This is a genomic window from Isoptericola sp. NPDC055063 (genome assembly GCF_053608125.1).
This window is the reverse complement of record NZ_JBSGUW010000014.1, coordinates 21100-46096: the sequence shown is the minus strand read 5'-3', so window position 1 is coordinate 46096 and position 24997 is coordinate 21100. Positions and strand designations below refer to the sequence as shown.

The 24997-nt window shown below is 74.7% G+C and carries 25 protein-coding genes; 5 read left to right on the top strand and 20 right to left on the bottom strand.

All coding sequences use genetic code 11. The annotated features are described in order from the left end of the window. Positions 1-144: 144 nt before the first annotated feature. The 5 genes from metK to mihF all read right to left on the bottom strand — a co-directional run bounded on the left by metK (position 145) and on the right by mihF (position 4070). A complete protein-coding gene (gene metK / locus ACWF41_RS16955; RefSeq protein WP_380323738.1) occupies positions 145-1362 on the bottom strand; it encodes a methionine adenosyltransferase in 1218 nt (405 codons plus the stop codon). Positions 1363-1437: 75 nt separating this feature from the next. Then, positions 1438-2673, bottom strand: coding sequence for a bifunctional phosphopantothenoylcysteine decarboxylase/phosphopantothenate--cysteine ligase CoaBC (gene coaBC / locus ACWF41_RS16950; protein WP_380323741.1), 1236 nt, complete (start codon positions 2671-2673; stop codon positions 1438-1440). Between the two features lie 37 nt (positions 2674-2710). Then, on the bottom strand, positions 2711-3028 hold the full coding sequence (gene rpoZ / locus ACWF41_RS16945) for a DNA-directed RNA polymerase subunit omega (RefSeq protein WP_380323744.1): 318 nt from the start codon (positions 3026-3028) through the stop codon (positions 2711-2713). Positions 3029-3112: 84 nt separating this feature from the next. After that, positions 3113-3673: a guanylate kinase gene (gmk, locus tag ACWF41_RS16940; protein WP_380323747.1), complete on the bottom strand. Its 561-nt coding sequence runs from the start codon at positions 3671-3673 to the stop codon at positions 3113-3115. Between the two features lie 85 nt (positions 3674-3758). Beyond that, on the bottom strand, positions 3759-4070 hold the full coding sequence (gene mihF, locus ACWF41_RS16935) for an integration host factor, actinobacterial type (RefSeq protein WP_380323750.1): 312 nt from the start codon (positions 4068-4070) through the stop codon (positions 3759-3761). A 209-nt stretch (positions 4071-4279) separates the two neighbouring features. Between mihF and ACWF41_RS16930 the strand changes: the two genes are divergently transcribed. Further along, the gene (locus ACWF41_RS16930) at positions 4280-5137 is read left to right on the top strand and encodes a class I SAM-dependent DNA methyltransferase (RefSeq protein WP_380323753.1); all 858 of its coding nucleotides are present in this window, start codon (positions 4280-4282) and stop codon (positions 5135-5137) included. A 104-nt stretch (positions 5138-5241) separates the two neighbouring features. Here ACWF41_RS16930 and pyrF read toward each other — a convergent pair whose 3' ends face one another. From pyrF to soxR, 13 genes are all read right to left on the bottom strand, one after another. Beyond that, positions 5242-6111 carry an orotidine-5'-phosphate decarboxylase gene (gene pyrF / locus ACWF41_RS16925; RefSeq protein WP_380323756.1) on the bottom strand — a complete coding sequence of 290 codons (870 nt, stop codon included), beginning with the start codon at positions 6109-6111 and terminating at the stop codon, positions 5242-5244. After that, entirely contained in the window at positions 6108-9485 is a 3378-nt protein-coding gene (gene carB, locus ACWF41_RS16920; protein WP_380323759.1) for a carbamoyl-phosphate synthase large subunit, read from the bottom strand. The genes pyrF and carB overlap by 4 nt, the downstream gene beginning before the upstream one ends. Beyond that, a complete protein-coding gene (gene carA / locus ACWF41_RS16915) occupies positions 9485-10807 on the bottom strand; it encodes a glutamine-hydrolyzing carbamoyl-phosphate synthase small subunit (protein ID WP_380323762.1) in 1323 nt (440 codons plus the stop codon). Before carA ends, carB begins: the two co-directional genes overlap by 1 nt. Further along, a complete protein-coding gene (locus ACWF41_RS16910) occupies positions 10804-11346 on the bottom strand; it encodes a PH-like domain-containing protein (RefSeq protein WP_380323765.1) in 543 nt (180 codons plus the stop codon). Before ACWF41_RS16910 ends, carA begins: the two co-directional genes overlap by 4 nt. Then, complete coding sequence (locus ACWF41_RS16905; RefSeq protein ID WP_380323768.1) at positions 11343-12683, bottom strand: dihydroorotase; 1341 nt, start codon at positions 12681-12683, stop codon at positions 11343-11345. Before ACWF41_RS16905 ends, ACWF41_RS16910 begins: the two co-directional genes overlap by 4 nt. Next, a complete protein-coding gene (locus ACWF41_RS16900) occupies positions 12680-13702 on the bottom strand; it encodes an aspartate carbamoyltransferase catalytic subunit (RefSeq protein WP_380323771.1) in 1023 nt (340 codons plus the stop codon). The genes ACWF41_RS16905 and ACWF41_RS16900 overlap by 4 nt, the downstream gene beginning before the upstream one ends. Continuing rightward, positions 13699-14343 carry a bifunctional pyr operon transcriptional regulator/uracil phosphoribosyltransferase PyrR gene (pyrR, locus tag ACWF41_RS16895; protein WP_380323774.1) on the bottom strand — a complete coding sequence of 215 codons (645 nt, stop codon included), beginning with the start codon at positions 14341-14343 and terminating at the stop codon, positions 13699-13701. Before pyrR ends, ACWF41_RS16900 begins: the two co-directional genes overlap by 4 nt. A 248-nt stretch (positions 14344-14591) precedes the next feature. Beyond that, positions 14592-15008, bottom strand: coding sequence for a transcription antitermination factor NusB (gene nusB, locus ACWF41_RS16890; RefSeq protein ID WP_380324839.1), 417 nt, complete (start codon positions 15006-15008; stop codon positions 14592-14594). Between the two features lie 15 nt (positions 15009-15023). Further along, positions 15024-15587 carry an elongation factor P gene (gene efp, locus ACWF41_RS16885; protein ID WP_380245649.1) on the bottom strand — a complete coding sequence of 188 codons (564 nt, stop codon included), beginning with the start codon at positions 15585-15587 and terminating at the stop codon, positions 15024-15026. A gap of 75 nt (positions 15588-15662) precedes the next feature. After that, the gene (locus ACWF41_RS16880) at positions 15663-16040 is read right to left on the bottom strand and encodes a hypothetical protein (RefSeq protein WP_380324836.1); all 378 of its coding nucleotides are present in this window, start codon (positions 16038-16040) and stop codon (positions 15663-15665) included. After that, positions 16037-16765 (bottom strand): hypothetical protein, encoded by a 729-nt coding sequence (locus ACWF41_RS16875; protein WP_380324833.1) that lies wholly within the window; start codon positions 16763-16765, stop codon positions 16037-16039. Before ACWF41_RS16875 ends, ACWF41_RS16880 begins: the two co-directional genes overlap by 4 nt. A gap of 84 nt (positions 16766-16849) precedes the next feature. Beyond that, entirely contained in the window at positions 16850-17296 is a 447-nt protein-coding gene (locus tag ACWF41_RS16870) for a type II 3-dehydroquinate dehydratase (RefSeq protein WP_380324830.1), read from the bottom strand. Between the two features lie 50 nt (positions 17297-17346). Continuing rightward, complete coding sequence (gene soxR, locus ACWF41_RS16865; protein WP_380324827.1) at positions 17347-17862, bottom strand: redox-sensitive transcriptional activator SoxR; 516 nt, start codon at positions 17860-17862, stop codon at positions 17347-17349. 85 nt (positions 17863-17947) lie between these two features. Between soxR and ACWF41_RS16860 the strand changes: the two genes are divergently transcribed. From ACWF41_RS16860 to ACWF41_RS16850, 3 genes are all read left to right on the top strand, one after another. After that, entirely contained in the window at positions 17948-18958 is a 1011-nt protein-coding gene (locus ACWF41_RS16860) for a zinc-binding dehydrogenase (RefSeq protein WP_380324824.1), read from the top strand. Further along, positions 18955-20304 (top strand): MFS transporter, encoded by a 1350-nt coding sequence (locus ACWF41_RS16855; RefSeq protein WP_380324821.1) that lies wholly within the window; start codon positions 18955-18957, stop codon positions 20302-20304. The genes ACWF41_RS16860 and ACWF41_RS16855 overlap by 4 nt, the downstream gene beginning before the upstream one ends. Positions 20305-20467: 163 nt before the next feature. Continuing rightward, entirely contained in the window at positions 20468-21874 is a 1407-nt protein-coding gene (locus ACWF41_RS16850) for an FAD-binding oxidoreductase (protein ID WP_380324818.1), read from the top strand. Positions 21875-21884: 10 nt separating this feature from the next. Here ACWF41_RS16850 and ACWF41_RS16845 read toward each other — a convergent pair whose 3' ends face one another. Further along, on the bottom strand, positions 21885-22241 hold the full coding sequence (locus ACWF41_RS16845; RefSeq protein ID WP_380324815.1) for an iron chaperone: 357 nt from the start codon (positions 22239-22241) through the stop codon (positions 21885-21887). A gap of 148 nt (positions 22242-22389) precedes the next feature. Here ACWF41_RS16845 and sigJ point away from each other — a divergent pair, with 148 nt between their 5' ends. Then, positions 22390-23445: an RNA polymerase sigma factor SigJ gene (gene sigJ, locus ACWF41_RS16840; protein WP_380324812.1), complete on the top strand. Its 1056-nt coding sequence runs from the start codon at positions 22390-22392 to the stop codon at positions 23443-23445. Here the strand turns inward: sigJ and ACWF41_RS16835 are convergent. Next, a complete protein-coding gene (locus ACWF41_RS16835) occupies positions 23384-24856 on the bottom strand; it encodes an MFS transporter (protein ID WP_380324809.1) in 1473 nt (490 codons plus the stop codon). The genes sigJ and ACWF41_RS16835 overlap by 62 nt on opposite strands. Positions 24857-24997: the final 141 nt, after the last annotated feature.

Sequence of the window (24997 nt, the reverse complement as noted above, 5' to 3'; positions counted from 1 at the left end):
TGGTGGGGGGCCTTTCTTTGCATTGGGCCCTCCCTTTTTGTGGGTGGTTTTCTCTCTCTCCCCCCCCCCCCCCCCCCCAACAACCCCCCCCCCCCCCCACGCGTGCGCACCACCGATACACGGGGCATGCGCGCGGCGTAGGGCTCAGACGGCGGCGCGCAAGGCGTCGACGCGGTCCGTGCGCTCCCACGTGAACCCCGGCAGGTCGCGCCCGAAGTGGCCGTAGGCGGCCGTCGCCGCGTACACGGGGCGCAGCAGGTCCAGGTCGCGGATGATCGCTGCGGGGCGCAGGTCGAACACCTCGCCGATGGCGGCGCTGATCCGCTCGGTGGGGACGGTCTCGGTGCCGAACGTCTCGACGTACAGGCCCACGGGGTGCGCCTTGCCGATCGCGTACGCGACCTGCACCTCGCACCGGCGCGCGAGGCCGGCGGCCACGACGTTCTTGGCGACCCAGCGCATCGCGTACGCCGCGGAGCGGTCCACCTTCGACGGGTCCTTGCCGGAGAACGCGCCGCCGCCGTGCCGGGCCATGCCGCCGTAGGTGTCGACGATGATCTTGCGGCCGGTGAGGCCGGCGTCGCCCTGGGGGCCGCCGACGACGAACTTGCCGGTCGGGTTGACGATGAGCCGCGCACCCGCGGTCTCGATGCCGGTCTCGGCGGCCACCTGCGCGAGCACGGGGCCGATGACCTGGTCGGCGACCTCGCGCTGCAGCTTCTCCTGCACGATGTCGGCGTCGTGCTGCGTGGACAGGACCACGGTGTCGACGCGCACGGGGCGGTCGCCGTCGTAGCCGATCGTCACCTGCGTCTTGCCGTCGGGGCGCAGCCCGGGCAGCTCGCCGGAGCGGCGCACGGCCGCGAGCCGCTCGGCGAGGCGGTGCGACGTCCAGATGGGCAGCGGCATGAGGGACGGCGTCTCGTCGGTGGCGTACCCGAACATCAGCCCCTGGTCGCCGGCACCCTGCGCGTCGAGGGGGTCGCGGTCCAGGCCGGGGCCGGACGCGTCGTCGCGGTCCTCGAGGCTCTTGTCGACGCCCTGGGCGATGTCCGGGGACTGCTGCCCGATGGACACGGACACGCCGCACGAGTCGCCGTCGAAGCCGATCGCCGACGACGTGTAGCCGATGCGGCGCACGACCTCGCGCACGATCTGCGGGATCTCGACGTACGCGTCGGTGGTGACCTCGCCGGCGACGTGCACGAGGCCGGTGGTCACCATCGTCTCCACGGCGACGCGGGAGTGCGGGTCCTGCGCGAGCAGCGCGTCCAGGATGGCGTCGGAGATCTGGTCGCACACCTTGTCCGGGTGGCCCTCGGTCACGGACTCGGACGTGAAGAGGCGCAGCGCATCGGTCATGCGGCACAGCCTACGGGCACGAGCCCGCCCGGCCACGTCCCCGAGCAGGAGAAAATCTCACATGCCGGGAACATCTCAGATCGTGGGCAGGGCCTTCGTCACGGCGTCCCAGATCGCGTCGGCCACCTCGCGCTTGGAGCCTGCCGTCTCCGCGACGACCTCGCCACGCCCGTCGAGGACGGTCACGGCGTTCGTCGCGGCGCCGAACCCGCGGCCGCCGCCCACGGCGTTCACGGCGAGCAGGTCGGCCCTCTTGCGCAGGGCCTTGCGCCGCCCGTGCTCGAGGACGGACCCGTCGGCGTCCCCCGTCTCGGCCGCGAAGCCGACCACGAGCTGCCCGGCGCGCAGCCGGTCGCGCGCGAGCTCCGCGAGCACGTCCGGGTTCTCCACGAGGGCGATCGGCGCCGGGCCGGAGCCGGGCACCTTCTTGATCTTGGCGTCGGGCACCTCGGCGGGGCGGAAGTCGGCGACGGCGGCCGCCATCACGATGACGTCCGCGTCCGCGGCGGCCGTCCGCACGGCGTCGCGCAGCTCGGCGGTGGACTCCACGGGGACGACGGCGACGCCCGCTGCCCGCGCGGGGGCACACACCGCGTCGTCGAGGTTGGCGGCCACCAGCGTGACGTCGGCGCCGCGGGCGCGGGCGGCCTCGGCCAGCGCCGCGCCCTGCCGTCCGCTGGAGCGGTTGCCGATGAAGCGCACGGGGTCGATGGCCTCGCGGGTGCCGCCGGCGGAGACGACGACCGCGCGCCCCGCGAGGTCCTGCACCGCCGCCGTGCCGGAGGCGCCTTGCACCGTAGCCAGGGCGACGCGGGCGATCTCCTCCGGCTCGGGCAGGCGACCCGGGCCGGTGTCGGCGCCCGTGAGCCGGCCGCTGGCGGGGTCGATCACCGTGACGCCCCGTTCGCGCAGCGTCGCGACGTTCGCGCGGGTGGCGGGGTGCTCCCACATCTCGGTGTGCATGGCGGGCGCCATCACCACCGGGCAGCGGGCCGTGAGGAGGGTCGAGGTGAGGAGGTCGTCCGCCCGGCCGGTCGCGGCGCGGGCCAGCAGGTCGGCGGTCGCGGGTGCCACGACGACGAGGTCGGCGCCCTGGCCGAGCGCCACGTGCGGCACGTGGGCGACGTCCTCGAACACCTCGTCGGTGACGGGCTCACCCGACAGCGCCTCGAACGTGGGGGCGCCCACGAAACGGAGGGCCGACGCGGTCGGGATCACCCGCACCGCGTGGCCCTCCTCGCGCAGCAGGCGCAGCAGCAGCACCGCTTTGTACGCGGCGATGCCGCCGCTGACGCCCAGCAGGATCCTCATCGCCAGCTACCCGTCCCGACCGCCCGACGGCGACGCGTCAGAAGGTGATCTCGTCGCCGGGCTCGGCGACCTGGTCCGCGGCGTCCTCGGGCTTCTCCTCGACCGGCGTCGAGACGAGCAGGCCCTCGTTGATCTCGCGCATCGCGATGGAGAGCGGCTTCTCCTGGTTGCGGGTCTCGACCAGCGGGCCCACGTTCTCCAACAGGCCCTCGTTGAGCTGCGAGTAGTAGGCGTTGATCTGGCGGGCGCGCTGCGACGCGTACAGCACGAGGCCGTACTTCGAGTCGGTGCGCTCGAGCAGCTCGTCGATGGGCGGGTCGGTGATGCCGATGGGCTGGGCCACGGTTCCGGCCATGGGTCACACTCCAGACAGTCTCAGGAAAGGTCGGGGTTCAGCGGTCCATCCTACCCGCGCACGCGCGGTGGACCGCAGCAGGGCCTACAGCGTGACCTGTGGCGTCGCGGACGTCACACCCATCACGCGCGCGAGCTCGTCGGTGGCGTGCGTGACGTCGTCGTTGACGATCGTCACGTCGAACTCCGCCTCGGCGGCGAGCTCCGTGCGCGCGGTGCTCAGGCGCCGCTCCCGCTCCTCGGCGTCCTCGGTCCCGCGCCCGACGAGGCGCCGCACCAGCTCATCGAAGCTCGGCGGGGACAGGAACACGAAGTGCGCGTCCGGCATGGAGTCCCGCACCTGCCGTGCACCCTGCAGGTCGATCTCCAGCAGCGTGGGCACCCCGGCGGCGAGGTGCTCCTCGACCGGCCCCCGCGGCGTGCCGTACCGGTTGCGCCCGTGCACGACCGCCCACTCGAGCATCTGGCCCTCGGCGACCATCCGGTCGAACTCCTCGGGCGAGACGAACAGGTAGTGCACCCCGTGCACCTCGCCGGGGCGCGGGGGCCGCGTCGTCGCCGAGACCGACAGCCACACCTGCGGGTAGCGCGCGCGGATGTCGGCGGAGACTGTGCCCTTGCCCACGGCCGTGGGCCCGGCGAGCACGGTCAGACGGGCCGGCCTCGCGCCCGCGTCCGCCGGGACAGGGGCCTGCTGCGGTGCCGGACTGCCGGCGGGTGGTGCGGAAATGTCAGCCAAACCTCTCGATGAGCGCCGAAGCCTGGTGCGGCCCGAGGCCGCGGACCCGGCGGGTCTCGGCGATCCCGATCTCCTCCATGATCGCCCGGGCCTTCACCTTACCGACCCCGGGGAGCGACTCGAGCAGCGAGACGACCTTGAGCTTGCCCACGACGTCGTCCTTCTGCCCCTGCTCGATCACGTCCTTGAGGGAGCCCTGGGAGTACTTCAACCGGTTCTTGATCTCGGCGCGCACGCGCCGAGCCTCGGCCGCCTTCTCAAGGGCCGCCGCACGCTGTTCCGGGGTGAGAGGGGGGAGAGCCACGCAAGTCACCTACTCTTCTCGAGCCGCTGATGAGGGAACTGCTCACTCGAAAGTAGCCACGACCTGCGGAGGCGGCAATCCGTAGGGCAGTTCGCCCCACCCGCCGACCGGGAGGAAAGCGGCATACGGGTCAGGATATCTCCGCAGGTGGCGCGTGCGGGGGGAAATCCCCTCGTCAGCGCCCCGACCGCCGCCCTAGCGTCGCCGGCATGGCCATCGATCCGCCGCCCTCCGCCCGGGCCCCCGGGACCGCCCCCGACGACGTCGTCCACGGCTCCCCCGAGACCGGTGCCGACGACGGTCCCGACAGCGCGGCCGACGGCTGGTTCCCGGAGAGCGTGGCCGCCCGCTACGACACCTCGTCCGACCCCGAGTTCGACCCCGACGTGGTCGCGCGCACCGTGGACGTGCTGGCCGGGCTCGCCGGCGACGGCGCGGCGCTCGAGCTCGCCGTCGGCACCGGCCGGGTGGCCGCGCCGCTCGCGCTGCGGGGCGTGCCCACCCGCGGCATCGAGCTGTCCCGCGCGATGGCCGCGCGGATCGCGGACAAGCCCGGCGGCGACCGTGTCGAGGTGACGATCGGCGACATGACGAGCGCCCGCGTGCCCGGGGAGTTCGCCGTCGCGTACCTCGTGTTCAACACGATCGGGAACGTCACCACGCAGGAGGGCCAGGTGGACTGCTTCCGCACCGCGGCGGCCCACCTGCGCCCCGGCGGCCACTTCGTCGTCGAGGTGGGGGTGCCGCCCCTGCGGCGCATGCCGCCCGGGCAGGACACCGTGCCGTTCGCCGTCGCCCCCGACGACGCCGGTGGCGGGTACGTGGGCTTCGACCGGATCGACGTGGTGACCCAGCGGTTCACCTCGAACCACGTGACGGTCGGGGCGGACGGCTCCGGACGCTTCCGGTGGCTGCCGTTCCGGTACGTGTGGCCCGCCGAGCTGGACCTCATGGCCCGGATCGCGGGGATGCGGCTCGTGGACCGCTGGGAGGACTGGGACGGCACGCCCTTCACCGCCGAGAGCGAGCGGCACGTGTCGGTCTGGCAGCTCGCTCCGCCGTCCTGAGCACCCCGCCCCGGCCTCCGGAGGACGCGCGACGACGGCCGAGGGCCGCACCCTCGCGGGGTGCGGCCCTCGGCGGTGCTGGTCCCTGCTTCCGGGCGGGCCCGTCAACCCCGCAGCGCGGCGCGTGCGTCGGCGGTCGCCGTGGCGGCCGCGGCGCGCAGCCCGTCGGCGTCGGGGCCTGCGGCGAGGACGCCGCGGGAGGACGACGCCAGCACGCGCCGCCGTGCCGGGCCGAAGACCTGGGCGAGCTCGCGCTCCCCCGCGCCCTGCGCGCCCACGCCAGGGGCGAGCAACGGGCCGTTCACGGCCACCAGGTCCGTGCCGGTCTCGCGGGCCGCGTCGCCGACGGTGGCACCGACGACGAGCCCGACCGAGCCCATCGGCAGCCCCTCGGCGACGGCGCCGGCGTTGAGCACGGCGGCCTGGGCGGCGACGGAGGCCGCGACGCTCACGCCGTCGGGGCCGACCGCGTGCTGCACCTCATGGCCCTCCTTGTTCGAGGTGAGGCACAGCACGAAGATGCCGCGGCCGGTGCGGGCCGCGAGCTCGGCGGCCGGGGCCAGCGAGCCGAACCCCAGGTACGGCGACACGGTCACGGCGTCCCCCGCGAGCGGCGAGCCGTCCGCGAGGAACGCGTCGGCGTACGCGCCCATGGTCGAGCCGATGTCGCCGCGCTTGGCGTCGACGACGGTCAGCGTGCCGACGGCGCGGGACGCGGCGATCACGTCCTCCAGGGCGGCGACGCCGGCCGAGCCGTGCCGCTCGAAGAACGCGGCCTGCGGCTTGAACGCCGCGACTCGTCCGCCGAGCGCGTCGACCACGCGGAGCCCGAACTCGCGGACCCCGGCGGCGTCGTCGCCCAGCCCCCACGCCGCCAGCAGCGACGCGTGCGGGTCGATGCCGACGCACAAGGGCCCGTGGGCGTCCATCGCCGCGGCGAGCCGTGCGCCGAACGGCACGGTCGCGGCGCTCACGCCGACACCCCGGCCACGACGTCTTCCCCCGCGAGCCGGGCCGCCGTGGCGGCCGTGTGCTCCTGGAGGCTGGCCACGTCGAACGGGCCGCCGCGGACCGCCTCGATGCCCTGCACCGCCGCCGCGAGCTGGTCCACCGTGGTGATCATCGGCTTGTCCGCGGCCGTCGTGGCGGCGCGGATCTCGTAGCCGTCGGCGCGCGCGCCCTGGCCGGACGGGGAGTTGACCACGAGGTCGACGCTACCGTCGGTGATGAGGTCGACGATGGTCGGCTCGCCGTCGGCGCCGCGACCCTCGGAGAACTTCCGCACGACGGTGCTCCCGATGCCGTTGCGGCGCAGCACCTGGGCGGTGCCCGAGGTCGCGAGCACCTCGAAGCCCAGCTCCTCCAGCCGCTTCACCGGGAACACGATCGAACGCTTGTCGCGGTCGGCGACCGAGACGAACACCCGGCCCGCCGTGGGCAGCCCGCCGAACGCGGCGGCCTGCGACTTCGCGAACGCGTGCGGGAAGTCCTTGTCGAAGCCCATGACCTCGCCCGTGGAGCGCATCTCCGGGCCGAGCACCGTGTCGACGACCTGGCCCTCCGCGGTGCGGAACCGCTTGAACGGAAGCACGGCCTCCTTGACCGCGAGCGGCGCCCCGAGGTCAAGCGTGCCGCCGTCGCCCTCGGCGGGCAGCACGCCCGCCGCGCGCAGCTCGGCGATCGACTCGCCGACCATGACGCGGGCCGCGGCCTTGGCCATCGAGGTGCCGGTGGCCTTGGAGACGAACGGCACGGTGCGCGACGCGCGCGGGTTGGCCTCGAGCACGTACAGGACGTCCGAGACCAGCGCGTACTGCACGTTGAGCAGGCCGCGCACCCCCACGCCGCGGGCGATCGCCTCGGTGGAGCGGCGGATGCGCTCGATCTCGGCCGTCGAGAGGGACACGGGCGGCAGCACGCAGGCCGAGTCGCCCGAGTGGATGCCGGCCTCCTCGATGTGCTCCATGACGCCGCCGAGGAACATCTCCTCGCCGTCGTACAGGGCGTCGACGTCGATCTCCATCGCGTCGTCGAGGAAGCGGTCGATGAGCAGCGGCGCGGGCAGGAGCCCGCCGGCCGTGCGCTCGTCCGCGGCGGCGGCCGCGAGCGCCCGCTCGACGTACTCGGCGAGCTGGTCGACGGAGTACACGATCTCCATGCCGCGGCCGCCGAGCACGTACGACGGGCGCACGAGCACCGGGTAGCCGATGGTCTCGGCGACCTCGCGGGCCTGGCCGAGGGACCGGGCCGTGCCGAACGCCGGGGCGGGGAGACCGGCGTCGAGCAGGACCTGGCCGAAGATGCCGCGGTCCTCGGCGGCGTCGATGGCCTCGGGCGAGGTGCCGAGGATCGGCACGCCGGCGTCGGCGAGGCGCTGGGCGAGGGCCAGCGGCGTCTGCCCGCCGAGCTGCACGATGACGCCCTTGACGGGGCCGGCGGCGAGCTCGGCCTCGTAGACCTCGAGGACGTCCTCGAAGGTGAGGGGCTCGAAGTACAGGCGGTCGGAGGTGTCGTAGTCCGTCGAGACGGTCTCCGGGTTGCAGTTGACCATGATGGTGTCGTACCGCTCCGACAGGGTCAGGGCGGCGTGCACGCAGGAGTAGTCGAACTCGATGCCCTGGCCGATGCGGTTGGGGCCGGAGCCGAGGATGATGACGGCCTCGCGCTCGCGGGGCGCCACCTCGGACTCCTCGTCGTAGGTCGAGTAGTGGTAGGGCGTGGTCGCGGCGAACTCGGCGGCGCAGGTGTCGACCGTCTTGTAGACGGGGCGGACGCCGAGGGCGCGCCGCACCTCGCGGACGGTGGCCTCCCCCGAGGCGCCCATGCCACGCAGGCGGGCGACCTGCACGTCGGACAGGCCGTGCCGCTTGGCGCGGCGCAGCACGTCCTCGGTGAGGGTGACGCTGGTGGCGACCTCGGCGGCGACCTCGTTCATGAGGAGGATCTGATCGAGGAACCAGGGGTCGATCTTGGTGGCCTCGAACACGGCCTCGAGGGTCGTATGCCCGGCGACGACGGCGCGCAGCGCCTGCTGCACGCCGACCATGCGGTGCTCGGTGGGCCGCACGATCTCGGCGAGGAGCTGGTCGAGGTCCGCGCCCGACGGCGCGGCGCCGTCCCAGTGGAAGGAGACGCCGCCCTTGTCGATGGAGCGCAGAGCCTTGCCGAGGGCCTCGGTGAAGTTTCGGCCCAGCGCCATGGCCTCGCCCACCGACTTCATGGTGGTGGTGAGCGTCGGGTCGGCGGCCGGGAACTTCTCGAACGCGAACCGGGGCACCTTGACGACCACGTAGTCGAGCGTGGGCTCGAAGCTGGCCGGGGTGACGCGGGTGATGTCGTTCGGGATCTCGTCGAGGGTGTAGCCGACGGCGAGCTTGGCGGCGATCTTCGCGATCGGGAAGCCGGTGGCCTTGGAGGCCAGGGCCGAGGAGCGCGAGACGCGCGGGTTCATCTCGATGACGATGATGCGCCCGGTGTCGGGGTCGACGGCGAACTGGATGTTGCAGCCGCCGGTGTCGACGCCGACCTCGCGGATGACGGCGATGCCGATGTCGCGCAGCTTCTGGTACTCGCGGTCGGTGAGCGTCATCGCGGGGGCGACGGTGACGGAGTCGCCGGTGTGCACGCCGACGGGGTCGACGTTCTCGATGGAGCAGACGACCACGACGTTGTCGTCCTTGTCGCGCATGAGCTCGAGCTCGTACTCCTTCCAGCCGAGGATGGACTCCTCCAGGAGCACCTCGGTGGTCGGCGAGTAGTGCAGGCCCTGTCCGACGATGCGGCGCAGCTCCGCCTCGTCGTAGGCGAAGCCGGAGCCGAGGCCGCCCATGGTGAAGGACGGGCGCACGACCATCGGGTAGCCCAGGTCGCCGGCCGCGGCGACGGCCTCCTCCACGGTGTGCACGATGACGGAGCGGGCGGACTCGCCGCCGCACTTGGCCACGACGTCCTTGAACTGCTGGCGGTCCTCGCCCTTCTGGATGGCGGGGATGTTCGCGCCGATGAGCTCGACGTCGTACTGCTCCAGGACGCCGGCCTCGTCGAGGGCGATGGCGGCGTTGAGCGCCGTCTGGCCGCCCAGGGTGGGCAGGAGGGCGTCGGGGCGCTCCTTGGCGATGATCGAGGTGAGGACGTCGGTGGTGATCGGCTCGACGTAGGTGGCGTCGGCGAACTCCGGGTCGGTCATGATCGTGGCCGGGTTGGAGTTCACGAGGACGACGCGCAGGCCCTCCTCCTTGAGCACGCGGCAGGCCTGCGTGCCGGAGTAGTCGAACTCGCAGGCCTGACCGATGACGATCGGGCCGGAGCCGATGACGAGGACGGACGAGAGGTCGGAACGGCGGGGCATCAGTTCTCCTTCTCGCCGGCGGCGGGAGTGGACGAGAGGGCGGCGAGCGCCTCGGCGGGGACGGTCACGGGCCGGCGCGTGGTCATGAGCTCCACGAAGCGGTCGAACAGGTAGGCGCTGTCGTGCGGACCTGCGGCGGCCTCGGGGTGGTACTGCACGGAGAAGGCGGGGATGTCGAGCGCGGTCAGGCCCTCGACCACCTGGTCGTTGAGGCCGACGTGGGAGACGATCACGCGCCCGTAGGCGGGGCCGTCGGTGCGCTCGGCGTCGTGCGGGGCGGTGCTCACGGCGTCCAGCGGCGCGTCGACGGCGAACCCGTGGTTGTGCGCGGTGACCTCGACCTTGCCGGTGGTGCGGTCCATGACGGGCTGGTTGATGCCGCGGTGGCCGTACCCGAGCTTGTAGGTGCCGTACCCGAGCGCGCGGCCGAGCAGCTGGTTGCCGAAGCAGATGCCGAAGAACGGGATGCCCCGGTCCAGGACGCCGCGCAGCAGCTCGATCTCGTGGGTGGCCGACGACGGGTCGCCGGGACCGTTGGAGAAGAACACACCGGACGGCGAGCCGTCGGTGGGCAGGAGGGCCTCGACGTCGGCGATGGTGGCCGACTGGGGCACGACGTGCACGCGCACGCCCCGCTGGGCGAGGCGCGCCGGGGTCATCGCCTTGATACCGAGGTCGACGGCGACGACGGTCGCCAGCGGCTCCTGCCCCGCGAAGTCGCCCGACGGCTCGACGACGTACGGGTGGGCGGTCGTGACCTCCGGGGAGAGGTTGGCGCCCGCCATCTGCGGGGAGGCCTGCACCTCGGCGACCAGCTCGGGGACGGACCGCTCGACGAGCGTGCCGCCCGCGACCTCGCGCACGAGGGCGTCGCCGGAGAAGATGCCGGCGCGCATCACGCCGAGCTCGCGCAGGTGGCGGGTCAGCTTGCGGGTGTCGACCTCGCTGATGCCCACGACGCCCTGCGCGGCGAGCTCCTCCTCGAGCGAGCGGTCCGCACGCCAGGACGAGACGCGACGGGCGGGGTCGCGCAGCACGTAGCCAGCCACCCAGATCTTGCCGGACTCCGGGTCCTCGTCGTTGATGCCGGTGTTCCCGACGTGCGGGGCCGTCATCACGACGATCTGCCGGTGGTAGGACGGGTCGGTGAGGGTCTCCTGGTAGCCGGTCATGCCGGTGGAGAAGACGATCTCGCCGAAGGTGGCACCGCGGGCGCCGTACGCGCGGCCGCGGGCGACCGTGCCGTCCTCGAGGACGAGCAGGGCCGCGTGGGCCGCGGGCGCCGTGCTGGTCGCGGGGTTGGTCAGGGAGCTGGAGGTCACTGCTCGTCCTTCGGTGCGGGGGCGGAGGTCATGAGGTGGCGCACGGCGTCGACCAGGCGGGAGCGGTCGGGTTCGTGGCGCGTGCGCAGGCCGGTGTCGAGGGCGACCGCGGGCACGCCGCCCGCCTCCGGGTCCTCCCAGGTCACGACGACCAGGCCGTCGGCGCCGACGTACTTGCCGGCCATGCCGGGCGCGAGGCCGACGCCGCGCAGCGCCGCCGTGGGGGCGAACACGTCAGGGGCGCCGTCGCGCTCGACCAGGACGCCGGCGTCGTGCACCGTGACGTGGGCGGTGGAGCGGTCGCCGAGGTGGTGCGCCCCGACGCGGGCGAGCCAGTCGCCCGCGAGCGTCGAGGACACGTAGGTGGCGTCCAGCGGGCCGAGGCGCAGCGCGCCGAGGTCCTCGGGCGCCACCGGCGGCACCGGGACCGTGTCGCGGGTGCGGGCCGCGAGGCGCCGCCGGCCGGTGAGGACCACCAGCAGCAGCAGGACGCCGATCACGACCCAGATGCCGACGGCGACGGGCATGGGGAGGTTCATCGCGCCCCTCCCCGCGTGGCGGCGGCGTGCTCCACGGGTGCGCCGTCCAGGACGGTGGCGCGCCCGCGCAGGAAGGTCGCCACCACCCGCCCGGGCAGCTCGCGCCCGGCGAACGGGGTGTTGCCGCTCGCGGAGGCCTGGGCGGCGCCGTCGACGACGCGGGTCGCGGCCGGGTCCACCAGCGTGAGGTTGGCAGGCTCGCCCACCGCGACGGGACGGCCGTGGGCGTCGTCGATCCGCCCGATGCGCGCGGGGTTCGCCGACAGGACGCGGGCGACGTCGGCCCAGCCCAGCCGGCCCGTGTCGACCATCGTGGCCTGCACGACCGACAGGGCCGTCTCCAGCCCGGTCATGCCGAACGCCGCGGCGCCCCACTCGCAGTCCTTGTCCTCGCGGGTGTGCGGGGCGTGGTCGGTGGCGACGATGTCGATGGTGCCGTCGGCCAGGCCCTGGCGCACCGCCTCGACGTCCTCGGCCGTGCGCAGCGGCGGGTTCACCTTGTAGGTCGGGTCGTACGTGCGGGCCAGCTCGTCGGTGAGGATCAGGTGGTGCGGCGTCACCTCGGCGGTCACGTCGATGCCGCGGCCCTTGGCCCACCGGACGATCTCGACGGACCCGGCGGTGGACAGGTGGCACACGTGCAGGCGCGAGCCGACGTGCTCGGCGAGCAGCACGTCGCGGGCGATGATCGCCTCCTCCGCCACGGCGGGCCAGCCGGCCAGGCCGATCTCCGCGGAGACGACGCCCTCGTTCATCTGGGCGCCCTCGGTGAGGCGCGGCTCCTGCGCGTGCTGGGCGACGACGCCGTCGAACGCCTTGACGTACTCCAGGGCGCGGCGCATGAGGATCGGGTCGTGCACGCACTTGCCGTCGTCGGAGAAGACGCGGACGCGGGCGGCCGAGTCGGCCATGGCGCCCAGCTCGGCGAGGCGCTCGCCGCCCAGGCCCACGGTGACGGCCCCGACCGGGTGCACGTCGACCCAGCCGGCCTCCTGGCCGAGGCGCCACACCTGCTCGACGACGCCCGCGGTGTCCGCGACCGGCGACGTGTTCGCCATGGCGTGCACGGCGGTGAAGCCGCCCGCCGCCGCGGCGCGGGTGCCCGACGCGACGGTCTCGGCGTCCTCGCGGCCCGGCTCGCGCAGGTGCGTGTGCAGGTCGACCAGGCCGGACAGCAGGACGTGCCCGTCGGCCGCGATCTCCACGACGTCGTCCCCGGCGGGGACCTCCGCGGCGCCGGGGGCCGCGACCTGGGTGATCACGCCGTCGGACAGGACGACGTCGGCGGGCTCGCCGCCGAGGGGCCGGGCCCCGCGCAGCACGTAGGTGGTGGTCACAGGGCGGTCCCTTCGGTGGTGCTCGAGACAGGGGCGGACGAGGAGGTGCCGGACAGCAGCAGGTAGAGCGAGGCCATGCGCACGGCGACGCCGTTGGCGACCTGCTCCACGATGACCGCGCGGTCGGAGTCCGCCGCCTCGGCGGAGATCTCCAGACCGCGGTTCATCGGCCCGGGGTGCATGACGATGGAGTGCGCCGGCAGCAGCGCCAGGCGGCGCGCGTCGAGGCCGAAGTAGCGGGTGTATTCCAGCGGGCTCGGGAAGAACGCACCCGCGCCGCCGGACATCCGCTCGCGCTGCACGCGCAGCATCATCACGGCGTCCGGCTGCCATTCCGCGAGCGTCGCGTCCAGGTCGTAGGACGTGCGGCAGGGCCAGGCCTCGACCCCGACGGGCAGCAGCGTGGGCGGCGCGACGAGCGTCACCTCGGCGCCGAGGGTGCGCAGCAGCCACACGTTCGCCCGCGCGACGCGCGAGTGCAGCACGTCGCCGACGATCGCGACGCGCACGCCGGCCAGGTCCGCATCGACGCCGTCGTCCCCGCCGCGGCGCAGGCCGCCGCCGTGGCCGCCGAGGTGCCGGCGGATCGTGTACGCGTCCAGCAGCGCCTGCGTGGGGTGCATGTGGGTGCCGTCGCCGGCGTTGAGCACGGCGGCGTCCAGCCAGCCGGCGTGCGCCAGCTGGTACGGCGCGCCCGACGCCCAGTGCCGGACCACCACGGCGTCCGCCCCCATGGCGTGCAGCGTGAGCGCGGTGTCCTTGAGCGACTCGCCCTTGGACACGCTCGACCCCTTGGCCGAGAAGTTGATGACGTCTGCGGACAGCCGCTTGGCCGCCGTCTCGAACGAGATCCGCGTGCGGGTGGAGTCCTCGAAGAACAGGTTCACCACCGTGCGGCCCCGCAGCGTCGGGAGCTTCTTGATCGCCCGGGACTGCGTGGCCGCCATCTGCGCGGCGGTGTCGAGCAGCTCGATCGCCTCGTCCTTGGCCAGGTCCGCGGTGGACAGCAGGTGCCTCATCGCGCACCCCCCTCGGCCGCGGGATCGGCGGACGGGGCGCCGGCGCCGGGCTCGCGCCCGCTGATCACCACGGCGTCCGTGCCGTCCACCTCGGCGAGAAGCACGCGCACGCGCTCCGTCTGCGCCGTGGGGAGGTTCTTGCCGACGAAGTCGGGCCGGATCGGCAGCTCGCGGTGCCCGCGGTCCACGAGGCACGCGAGGCGCACGGCCTGCGGGCGCCCGAGGTCGCCGATGGCGTCGAGGGCCGCGCGGATGGTGCGGCCGGAGAAGAGCACGTCGTCGACCAGGACGACCGTCTTGCCCTCGATCCCCGACGCGGGCAGGCGGGTGACGCCGACCGCGCGGGTGGGCTGGCGACGCAGGTCGTCGCGGTACATCGTGACGTCGAGCTCGCCGAGGTCGCCCTCCGGGTCGAAGGCCGGGTCGATGCTCGCGAGCCGTTGCGCGAGGCGCGCGGCGAGGGTCACGCCGCGGGTGGGGATACCGAGCAGGACGACGTCCTCGGCACCCTTGGCGCGCTCGACGATCTCGTGCGCGATCCGGGTGAGGGCGCGGGCGACGTCGCTCGCGCCGAGCACGACGGTCCCCTCGGGGACGTCACGCGGTTCGGGTGTTCCGGGCATGCCGGTGCCAGCAGTCACTGGCGACCTCCTTCTCCGCCTCACGGGACGGTGTTAAAGGGTGTCGTTCTGACGGTCTCCACCTTATCCCGTCGCCTCCGGGGCGCCCGTGAGCGTGCCCACGATGCGGGCGCGGCGTGCGTCACACCGGCTCGGGACGCTGCGCCCGGAACTCTGCGCCCGGAACGCCGAACAGGCGGTTGCTCCCGGTATCGCGGCGCTCGGGGCCGCATTCCGGGAGCAACCGCCTGTTCGGCGATGCAGGCCGCTCAGATGAGCAGCGTCGGCTTGATGTCGACGAGCCGGCCGAGGAGGCCGTTGACGAACGACGGCGAGTCGTCGGTCGAGAGCTGGCCGGCCAGGTCGACCGCCTCGTCCACCGCGACGGCGTCCGGGACGTCGTCGTTGTAGAGCAGCTCCCACGTGCCGATCCGCAGCAGCGCCCGGTCGACCGCGGGCATGCGCTCCACGGTCCACCCCTGGGAGTAGGTGGCCAGCAGCTCGTCGATGCGCTCGAGGTGGGCGACCACGCCCTCGACGAGGTCCACCGTGTACTGCGGCACCGCCGCCTCGGTGTGCGGCTCGATCACGCGGTCCGCGACGAGCACCTGCGGGTCCAGCCCGCGCTGCTCGGCCTCGAAGAGGATGTCGACGGCGCGCTTGCGCGCCTTGGTGCGTGCACCCATGTCAGCAGGCGCCCGTCAGTCGTTCACGCGGCCGAGGTACGACCCGTCACGCGTGTCGACCTTCACCTTGGTGCCCTGCTCGAGGAACAGCGGGACCTGGATCTCCGCGCCCGTCTCGAGGGTGGCCGGCTTGGTGCCGCCGGTGGAGCGGTCGCCCTGCAGGCCCGGCTCCGTGTAGGTGATCTCCAGGACCACGGACGACGGCAGCTCGACGTACAGCGGGGTGCCGTCGTTGGAGGCGACCATGATGTTCATGCCCTCGAGCATGTAGTTGCTCGCGTCGCCGACGGTGGCGGCCGGCACGGTGATCTGGTCGTACGTGTCGGTATCCATGAACACGTAGTCGGCGCCGTCCATGTACAGGTACTGGAAGTCGCGGCGGTCCACGTTCGCGGTCTCGATCTTGATGCCCGCGTTGAAGGTCTTGTCGACGACCTTGCCGGAGAGGACGTTCTTCATCTTCGTCCGGACGAACGCGCCACCCTTGCCCGGCTTGACGTGCTGGAACTCGATGATCGACCAGAGCTGACCGTCGATGCGGAGCACGGTGCCGTTCTTGATGTCGTTGGAGGTAGCCACGTTCTTGATCGTCCTCGGGGTCGGGGTACGGAGCAGATGTCGACGTTCGGTGGGCCGCAAAGGGCCCAGAGCATTCTACAGCGCCACGAGCACGGCGTGTCCGGCGATGCCGAGCGCCGCCGACCAGGCCAGAGAGGCGAGCGTGCCGACGACGAACCTCTCGCTGGCCACCGGGTGCTCCCGCAGCTCGGAGAACCGGCCGAGGCCCTTCACCGCGACGACCACCGCGACTCCCTCCGGGTAGCCGGCGAGCAGCGAGCCGGTGACGGCCAGGCGCTCCAGGAGACCGATCCACGTGCCGCCCCGCAGCACGGCGACCGCCTCCGCGGCCGCCTGCGGCTCGCCCTCGGCGTGCCGCAGCACCCACGGCACCAGCCACGCGCCGCCACCCACGCTCGCCCCGAGCGCGACGACCCACACCGCGACGCCCGTGGCCACCATCGCGAAGCTCACCGTCCGCGCACCTCCTCCGTGTCCAGCGCCGTGTCCTGCGCCGGGCCCTCGTCCGGCCCGCCGTCCTCGCCCCCGCCGTCGGCCGGGTCCGCCCCCGCCGCGCGCAGGAGGCGCGCCGCCAGCGGCCGGGCCGCCTCGTCCTCGGCCCACAGCGCCGCCCGCAGCCGCTGGCTCACCGCCTGCTCGCTCACGCCCAGCGCCGCGGCGGACGCGCGCTGCGGCGCGGGGCCCCGCTGCGCGAGGAGCGTATCGACCGCCTCCCACCCGGCGGCGGAGCGGCGCGCGACGACCGCTCCCAGGAGGTGAAGCAGCGCCTGCGCGTCCCGGGCGATGGTGGCGTGCGGCTCCGCGTCGTCGCCCACGACCGCGAGGGGCACGCTCCCCCGGCCGCGCCGCTTCGCGCGCTCGACCGCCTCCCGCGCGCGGACGAACGCCGGCCCTGACGCGGCGCGCGACGCGGCGGGCAGCGGCCGGCCGACGGCGCCCAGCCCGACGCCCACGGACCAGCCGCCGTCGCGGACGAGGTCGAGGACGACGTCGACGGCCAGCGCGGACCCGTCGTCGTCGGCCTCGAGGAGTCCCTGGATCTCGTCGCCCACGGTGCGGTCGAAGGGCAGGACGACGCCGGGCCGCCTGGCGACCCGGGAGGCCACGAGCTCCAGCACCTCGGGCACGCGGTCACCCGCCCCGGTGCTGCCCCGCTGGTCCGCCGTCACCACGATCATGGATCAAGGCTAAGACGTTGATTCCGCCCGCACAAGAGTGGAATCTTGTTCCCGCCCAAGTTCAGACCCTTGAGCCCAAGCGCTTCAGCCTTGAAGCTTGTGCGTCAGGGCCGACAACGCGAGCCGGTAGGAGTCGAACCCGAAGCCCGCGACCGTGCCCGTCGCGATCCCCGCGACCACGGAGTAGTGGCGGAACGACTCGCGCGACGCGGGGTTCGACAGGTGCACCTCGACCAGCAGCAGGCCCGACGACGTCACCTGCGCCGCGGCGTCGCGCAGCGCGTAGCTGTAGTGGGTGAACGCCGCCGGGTTGAGCACGACGTGCGCGCGCACGTCGACGGCCTCGTGCAGCCAACCCACGAGCTCGGACTCGTCGTCCGTCTGCCGCACGTCGACGGTCACCCCGAGCTCACTCCCCCACACCTCCGCCTCGCGCTCGAGGTCGGCCATGGACGCGTGGCCGTAGATCTCCGGCTCGCGCACGCCGAGCCGACCGAGGTTGGGACCGTTGAGGACGAGGACGTGTGTCATGGCCCGAGGGTACGGCGGCGCCCGGACCCGCGTCCCGGTCGTCCGTCGGGTCAGCGCCGCGCGCGCGGCACGTCCGTGCCCGGGTCGTCCGCGACGCCGCCGGTGAGCAGCCGCCGCGGTCCCGGCCCGTCGTCGCCGAGGGCGTCGTGCGGGTTGGCCAGCACGCACCGGCTGAGGGACAGGCAGCCGCACCCGATGCAGTCGGTGAGGTCGTCGCGCAGGTGCTCGAGCTGCGCGATGCGGGCGTCGAGATCGCTGCGCCACGCCGTCGACAGCCGTGCCCAGTCGCGGACGTTCGGGGCGCGGTCGGCGGGCAGCGTGTCGAGCGCCGCACCGATGCGCGCCAGGGGGATGCCGACGCGCTGCGACACCCGGATGAAGGCGACGCGGCGCAGCACGTCGCGGCGGTAGCGCCGCTGGTTGCCCGCCGTCCGACGGCTCGCGATGAGGCCGCGCCGCTCGTAGAAGTGCAGCGCGGACACCGCCACCCCGCTCCGGGCGGACAGCTCCCCGACGGTCAGCTCCACGTGGTCCCACGGGACCTTCTCGGCGACCTGCTCCGGCACCCTCGCACCTCCGTCGCTCTCCCCTACCGCACTCCTTGCCGCGCCCTGTTGACCTCAACCATAGTTCAGGTCCGAGCATGGGCGCATGGACGCCATCCGCCACCACACCTACGGCCCGCCCGAGACGCTCGTCCTGGAGCAGGTCCCCGACCCGGTCCCCGGGCAAGGCCAGGTCCTCGTCGCCGCCCGGGCCCACGGCGTGCACCTCCTGGACGCCACCCTGCGCCGCGGCGAGGCCGCCGGTCCGCTCCCCCTGCCCCGCCTGCCCGCGATCCCGGGGCGGGAGGTGGCGGGCACCGTCGTCGCCGTCGGCCCGGGCGTCGACGACTCCTGGCTCGAGGCCCGCGTGGCGGCACACCTCGGCGCCACTCCCGACGGCGGCGGGTACGCACGCCTCGCCGTCGCACCCGAGGCCGCCTTGCACCGCCTGCCCGACCGGCTCGGCGTCGCCGAGGCGATCGCCATGATCGGCACGGGGCGGATGGCGCTCATGACGCTCGAGGTCGCGGGGATCGGGGCCGAGGACGTCGTGGTCGTCACCGGCGCGGCCGGAGGGCTCGGCTCGCTGTTCGTGCAGTCCGCGGTGGCGGCCGGGGCCCGCGTCGTCGCCCTGGCCGGCGGCGCCCGCAAGGTCCGCGCCGTGCGCGGCCTCGTGCCCGACGGCGGCCGGCACGTCGCCGTCCTCGACGTCCTCGACCCCGCCTGGCCCGACCACGCGCGCGCCGCCCTCGCCCGGTTCGGGGTCCCCGCCGCGACCGTCGTCCTCGACGGCGTCGGTGGCGACACCGCCCGCGACGCGTCCGCCCTCCTGTCGTCCGGCGGGCGGCTCGTGGTGCTCGGCTGGGCCTCGGGGCGGCCCAACCCGGTGGCCGCGAGCGCCGTCACCCCCACCGGCGACAGGGTCGAGGTGCGCCCCGTCGTCGGGCCGGGGGCCCCGGCGTTCGGCGACCTGCGGGCCTACCAGCAGCGCGCGCTCGAGCGGGCGGCGTCGGGCGAGTGGCGCGTGCTGACCCACCGGGTGGCGTTCGCGGAGGCCGCGCGGGCGCACCGCGAGCTGGCGGAGCGCCGCACCGTGGGCAAGGTCGTGCTCGGGTGAGCGCCGCGCACCTGGGGCCGCGCGCGCAGCGGACGGTCCTGGCCGGGATGGTGGCGTACGTGGCGCTCGGGGCGTTCGAGGCGCTCGCCGTGGCCACCGCGATGCCCACGGTGGCCGCCGAGCTCGACGGGCTGCGGCTGTACACCCTCGCCTTCGCGGCGGGCTCGGCCGCGGGCGTCGTGGGGATGCTCGTCGCGGGCCGCTGGACGGACCGGCGGGGACCGACGCCGCCGCTGCTTGCCGGCATCTCCCTGTTCCTCGCCGGGCTGCTCGTCGCAGGACTGGCGCCGAGCATGCCGGTGCTCCTGGTCGGCCGCGCCCTGCAGGGCGTGGGCAGCGGCATCGAGGGGGTCGCGATCTTCGTGCTGGTGGCGCGCGTCTTCCCCGAGGAGCGCCGGGCGAAGGTCTTCGCGTGGTTCGCCGCCGCGTGGGTGGTGCCGGGGGTGGTGGGGCCGCTGCTCGCCGGGGCTGTCACGCAGTACCTCGGGTGGCGGTGGGTGTTCCTCGCCGTGCCCGTGCTGGCCGTGCCGGCCCTGCTGGCGCTGCGGCCCGCCCTCGCGGCCGGGCGCCGGTCCGGGCCGGCCACGCCGTCCTCCCCGCCTGCCGGGCCGCCCGCCGCCGAGAGCGGGGAGGCGGCGGCGTGGCGGGACGTCGTGGGGCAGGTGCTGCGTGGCGACCGCGGCCTGGGCTCGGTCGTGCTCGTGCGGGCGCTCGTCGCCGCCGCGTTCGTGGGTGCCCAGGTGCTGCTGCCGCTGGCGCTCACGCGCGAGCGCGGTCTGGCCCCGGCGTTCGCCGGCGCGGTCCTCACGCTGCACGTCCTCGGGTGGTCGGCCGGGTCGTGGGCGCGCGGGCGCGGGCTGGGTGGGATGTCGCACGCGGGGTTCCTCCGCCTCGGCGGCGCGTCCCTCGCGCTGGGCACCGCGGGCGTCGCGCTCCTCGTCCTGCCGAGCGTGCCCCTGGTCGCCGCGGCGGCGCCCTGGGTGCTGAGCGGGCTCGGCATGGGCCTGATGTTCCCCACCCTCAACCTGCTCGTCCTCGAGCTCGCGCCCCCGGCCGCGCAGGGCGTGTCCATGTCGGTGCTCCAGGTGGCCGACGCGGCCGCGTCCGCCCTCGCGCTCACCGGCACGGGCGCCTTGCTGTGGGCCCTGCACGACCGGGTCGGCGCGGCGGCCTACGCCGTCTGTCTGGCGCTCGCGGCCGTGCTCGCGCTCGTGGCGACGGCGCTGGCCGGGCGCACGCGGCCCGCCCCGTCCCGTGCACCCGACAGTGCGCCGCGTCGTGCGCCGGAGGATGCCGTCACGAATTCCCTCGCCACCCCGTCAGGTCTGGGGGATGCTGCCCGATGAGGATCACGCGCGCGCACGGTCACCACCCTGCACGCCCGTCGCGCGACCGCCGGCACGACCCGTTGGCGGTCGCGGACAGCACGACCGTCGGCACCACCCCGCACGTCCGCAGCACCGGGCCGCCGCGGCGACCCGGACACCCACCGTCTGCCCGGGAGACCTGATGTCCACGCCCTCGATTCCCCCCACGTCCCCCGCCGGCCTGTCCGCCGACGATCTCCGCGCCGCCCTGGGCGGCGATGCAGTCGTGGTCGCGCCCCACGACGACGGGTACGCCGCCGCCCGGGCGATCGAGCCCGGCGGGGTGGAGCACCGTCCGGCCGCGATCGTGCGGCCCTCCGACACGGCTGCCGTCGCCGCCGCCGTGCGGTTCGCGCGCGACGCCGGCGCAGAGGTGTCGGTTCGCTCCGGCGGTCACTCCGTGTACGGCCTCGGCACGGGCGACGGCGCCCTCACCCTCGACCTGCGGGCCCTGGACGGCCTCGAGCTGGACGTCGAGGGCCGCACCGCGTGGGCGGGCGGCGGGATCACCGCCGGCGCTTACTCGGGCGCCGCGGGCGAGCACGGCCTCGCCACCCCGTTCGGCGACACCGGGACGGTGGGCGTCGGCGGGATCACCCTCGGCGGCGGCGTCGGGCTGCTGTCCCGCTCCCTCGGCATGACGATCGACAGCCTGCTGGGCGCCGAGGTCGTGACCGCCGACGGCGAGGTGGTCCGCACCGACGCCGAGCACGAGCCCGACCTCTTCTGGGCGCTGCGCGGCGGCGGCGGCAACTTCGGCGTCGTGACGCGGTTCCGGTTCGCGCTGCACGAGGTGTCGCAGGTGGTGGGCGGCGTCATGCTCCTGCCCGCCACGCCCGGGAGCGTCGCCGGGGTGCTCGCGGCCGCCGACGCCGCCCCGGCCGGGCTGACCGCGATCGTCATGGTGATGCCCGCGCCGCCGATGCCCATGATCCCCGCCGAGTGGCACGGGCGGCTGGTCGTGATGGCGAACGTCTGCTGGTCGGGGGCGCCCGAGGACGCCGACGCCGCGCTGGCCCCCCTGCGCGACGTCGCCGCGCGGGCCGGCGGCGCGCTGCTCGACGGCGTGCGGCCGGCGGCCTACCCCAGCTTGCTCGAGGGTGGGCCGGCGGGCGGCCCCGTCGTCGCGACCGGGCGCACGTTCTTCGCCGACGGCGTCGACGAGGCCGCGGCCGCGCACCTGCTCGGCGAGCTCCAGGACTCCGACGCCCTGATGCGCGCCGCGCAGCTGCGGGTGCTCGGCGGCGCCGTGTCCGACGTGCCCACCGACGCCACCGCGTTCGCACACCGCCAGGCGCGGCTGGTCGGCAACGTCGCCGCCGTCGCCCCCGACGCGGCCACCGCCGCCGGGTACACGCCGTGGGTCGACGCGCTCGCCGACCGTCTGCGCCAGGCGGACGGCGCCTACGTGAACTTCGCGCTCGACGGCGGCCTCGACACCGCGCGTGCCGCCTACCCGGGTGCCACGTGGGACCGGCTGCGGGACGTCAAGCGGCGCTACGACCCGCAGAACCTGTTCCGCGGCAACGTCAACGTGCCCCCGGCCTGAGCCAGGGGGCTCAGCGGGCCCGAGCGGCGTCGATCTCGTCCCGCCGGGCGAGCACGAGGCGGTCGACCACGTCGTCCGGAAGCGGCGCGTCCGGCTGGAAGGAGATCGAGCCCTTGGTGCTACGGAACCCGCGCAGGTCGCCCGCGAGCGCCGCGACCACGTCCGGGCTGAACGGGTACAGGCCGACGTGCGTGCGCGTGACCATGGCGCTGACGAGCGGGCTGCCGCGGTAGCGCAGCGCCGGCATGCCGTAGCTGCGGCCCTCCTCGACGTCGGGCACGAGCGCGCGGGCCCGCTCGTACACCCGGGCCACGGCCTCGCGCTCCGGGCCGGACAGCGTGGTCAGGTAGTCCTCGACGTCTCCCATGGGCCCATGCTGGGGCGCGCGGCGCGCCGCCGCACCCGGTCGCGGGCCGGGTCTCGGGCCCTGACTCCGGGGTGGCGTGTCACGTCGGGCGGCGCCGCGCCGTCGACCCTGCGGGGACGGAACGACCGTCCCGGGAAGGATGGGCGGCATGCCCCGCACGGACAGCTCCCCGCGACGACGCACCGGACGCCCCGCCACCGCCCCGGCGGACCTGGAGGACCTGCGGCGGGTCGCGTTCGGCGCCGCGTACCGGATGCTCGGCAGCGTGACGGAGGCCGAGGACGTGGCGCAGGAGGCCCTGCTGCGCGTCGCGCCCGCGGGCACCGTCGACGACGAGGTGCTCAACCCCGCCGCGTACACGACCACGGTGGCGACGCGGATCGCGCTGGACGTGCTGCGCTCGGCGCGGGTGCGGCGCGAGTCGTACGTGGGCGAGTGGGTGCCCGAGCCGCTCGTGGGCGACGTCGTGGCCGCCGGCTCGGCCGGGCGGGAGGCCGCCGCGCACGCGGAGCTCGCCGACGACCTGTCCACCGCATTCCTGGTGCTCCTGGAGACCCTCACCCCGGCCGAGCGGGCCGCCTTCCTGCTGCACGACGTCTTCGGCTACCCGCACCGCGAGTCCGCGCAGGTGATCGGCACCACCGAGCTCGCCGCGAGGCAGCTCGCGTCGCGGGCGCGGCGTCGCGTCGCGGCCCGGCAGGACGACGTCCCCGAGGGACGCGCCGGCCGGCCGGACCCGCACGCCGAGGAGCTGGTGCGGCGGTTCATCGCGGCGACCGAGCTGGGCGACGTGGACGCCCTCGTGGAGCTGCTCGCCGACGACGTGGCGCTTACCGGCGACGGCGGCGGCAAGGTGCCCACGGGGCTCGCCGTCTCGCGCCCGGTGTCGGGGAACGTCGCCGTGGCGCGGCTGCTGTCCGGCTTCGCCAGGCGGGGCGCGCCGGCGCGCCTGGAGATGGCCGTCGTCAACGGCGGCCCGGGGATGGTCGCCTACGCCGACGACACGGTGGGCGGCGGCGTCATCGGCGTCTACGCGCTCCAGGTCTCCGACGGCCGCATCACGACGATCCACGGCGTGATCAACCCCGAGAAGCTGCGCCACCTGGCGCCCCTGGCCGACCTGGACGCCGTGGCCGCCGAGATCAGGAGCGCGTCGGCGCGGCGGCGGGCGGCGCAGGCTCCCGACGGCCCACCGTCACCTTGAGCATGAGCACCAGCCCGACGAGGATCACCAGGACGATGCCGAGCGTGCCCCAGATGGTCGCGCCGGTGATCGCGATGAGGATCGTCCACATCGACGGGGCGAGGAACGACACGGCGCGCCCCGTCGTGGCGTAGAGCCCGAAGATCTCCGACTCCCGGCCGGCGGGGGCCACGCGGGCCAGCAGCGAGCGGGACGCGGCCTGCGCCGGCCCGACGAAGCAGGTCAGCGCCAGGCCGGCCACCCAGAACACCACGGCGCCGGCCGGGTGCAGGGCGACGACCAGGAGACCGCACACGACGAGCCCCGTGAGGGAGCCGATGATCACTGCGCGCGGCCCGAACCGGTCGTCGAGGCGCCCGGACGCGATGGTGCTGAGCCCGGCGAGCAGGTTGGCGGCGATGCCGAACGCGATCACGGCGTCGTCGCTGAAGCGGAACGAGACGGCGGCGATGATCGCGCCGAACGTGAACACGGCGGACAGCCCGTCGCGGTAGACGGCGCTGGCGAGCAGGAACCAGAAGGTCGGCCGCTCGTGGCGGTACAGGGCCTGCACGTCGCGCACCAGCACGACGTAGCCGGCGAAGAAGCCCACGCGGGGGCGGTCGTCCGCGGGCGGCGCCTCGGGCACGTAGCGGAACAGCGGCCAGGCGAAGGCCACCGCCCACACGGCGCAGCCGAGCGCGATGACCCGGTAGGCGAGGCCGTCGCCGGTGGGCATGCCCCACCAGTCGAACGTCTTCGCCACCACCACGAGGACGAGCGCCACGATGCCGCCCAGGTACCCGAGCCCCCACCCGAGGCCGGAGACCCGGCCCACGGTGGCGCGCGTGGAGACCTGCACGAGCATCGCGTTGTAGTTCACCCCGGCGATCTCGCTCGCGACGCTGCCGAGGGACACGAGCGCGGCGCCGAGCACGAACCACACCGGGTCGGCGCGGACGGCGAACAGCGCGGCCATGCTCAGCACCATCACCAGCGTCGCGCCGCCGACCCACGCCTTGCGCCGCCCCTCGACGTCCGCGCGCCTGCCCAGCACCGGGGCCAGCAGCGCGACGAGGATCCCGCCGATCGTGATCCACAGCCCGAGCCCGCTGCTGAGCCCCGCGAGCGCCCGCTCGCGCACCGGGTCGCCATCGGGCAGCGCTGCCACCTCCGGCCGCAGGAACGCGTCGCTCGTGAGGTACAGCGCCGTGAAGACGAACGTGACGATCACCGTGTTGAAGGGCTGGGTCGCCCAGTCCCACATCGCCCACGACACCACCTGCCGTCGCGGGACGGGCGCCGCGGCGACGGGCGGTATCGCGACGGGCGGCACGGTCTGCGCGTGCAGGTCGCCGTGCGGGGGCTCGTGCGGAGCACGGCCGGTGACGTCGCTGGTCCCGGGCTTCGGCGCGGCGGGCTGGTCGCTCATGAGGCGCAGTCTGCCGGACGCGGGCGCCCCGCGGGAGGGGGCGCCACCGGCCGTCGTGCCGAACAGGTGGTTGTGTGGGTTTTTGGGGTCCCCCACACGCCCCACCCCCCTCTCCCCCCCCCGCCCCCCTCCCCCCCCCCC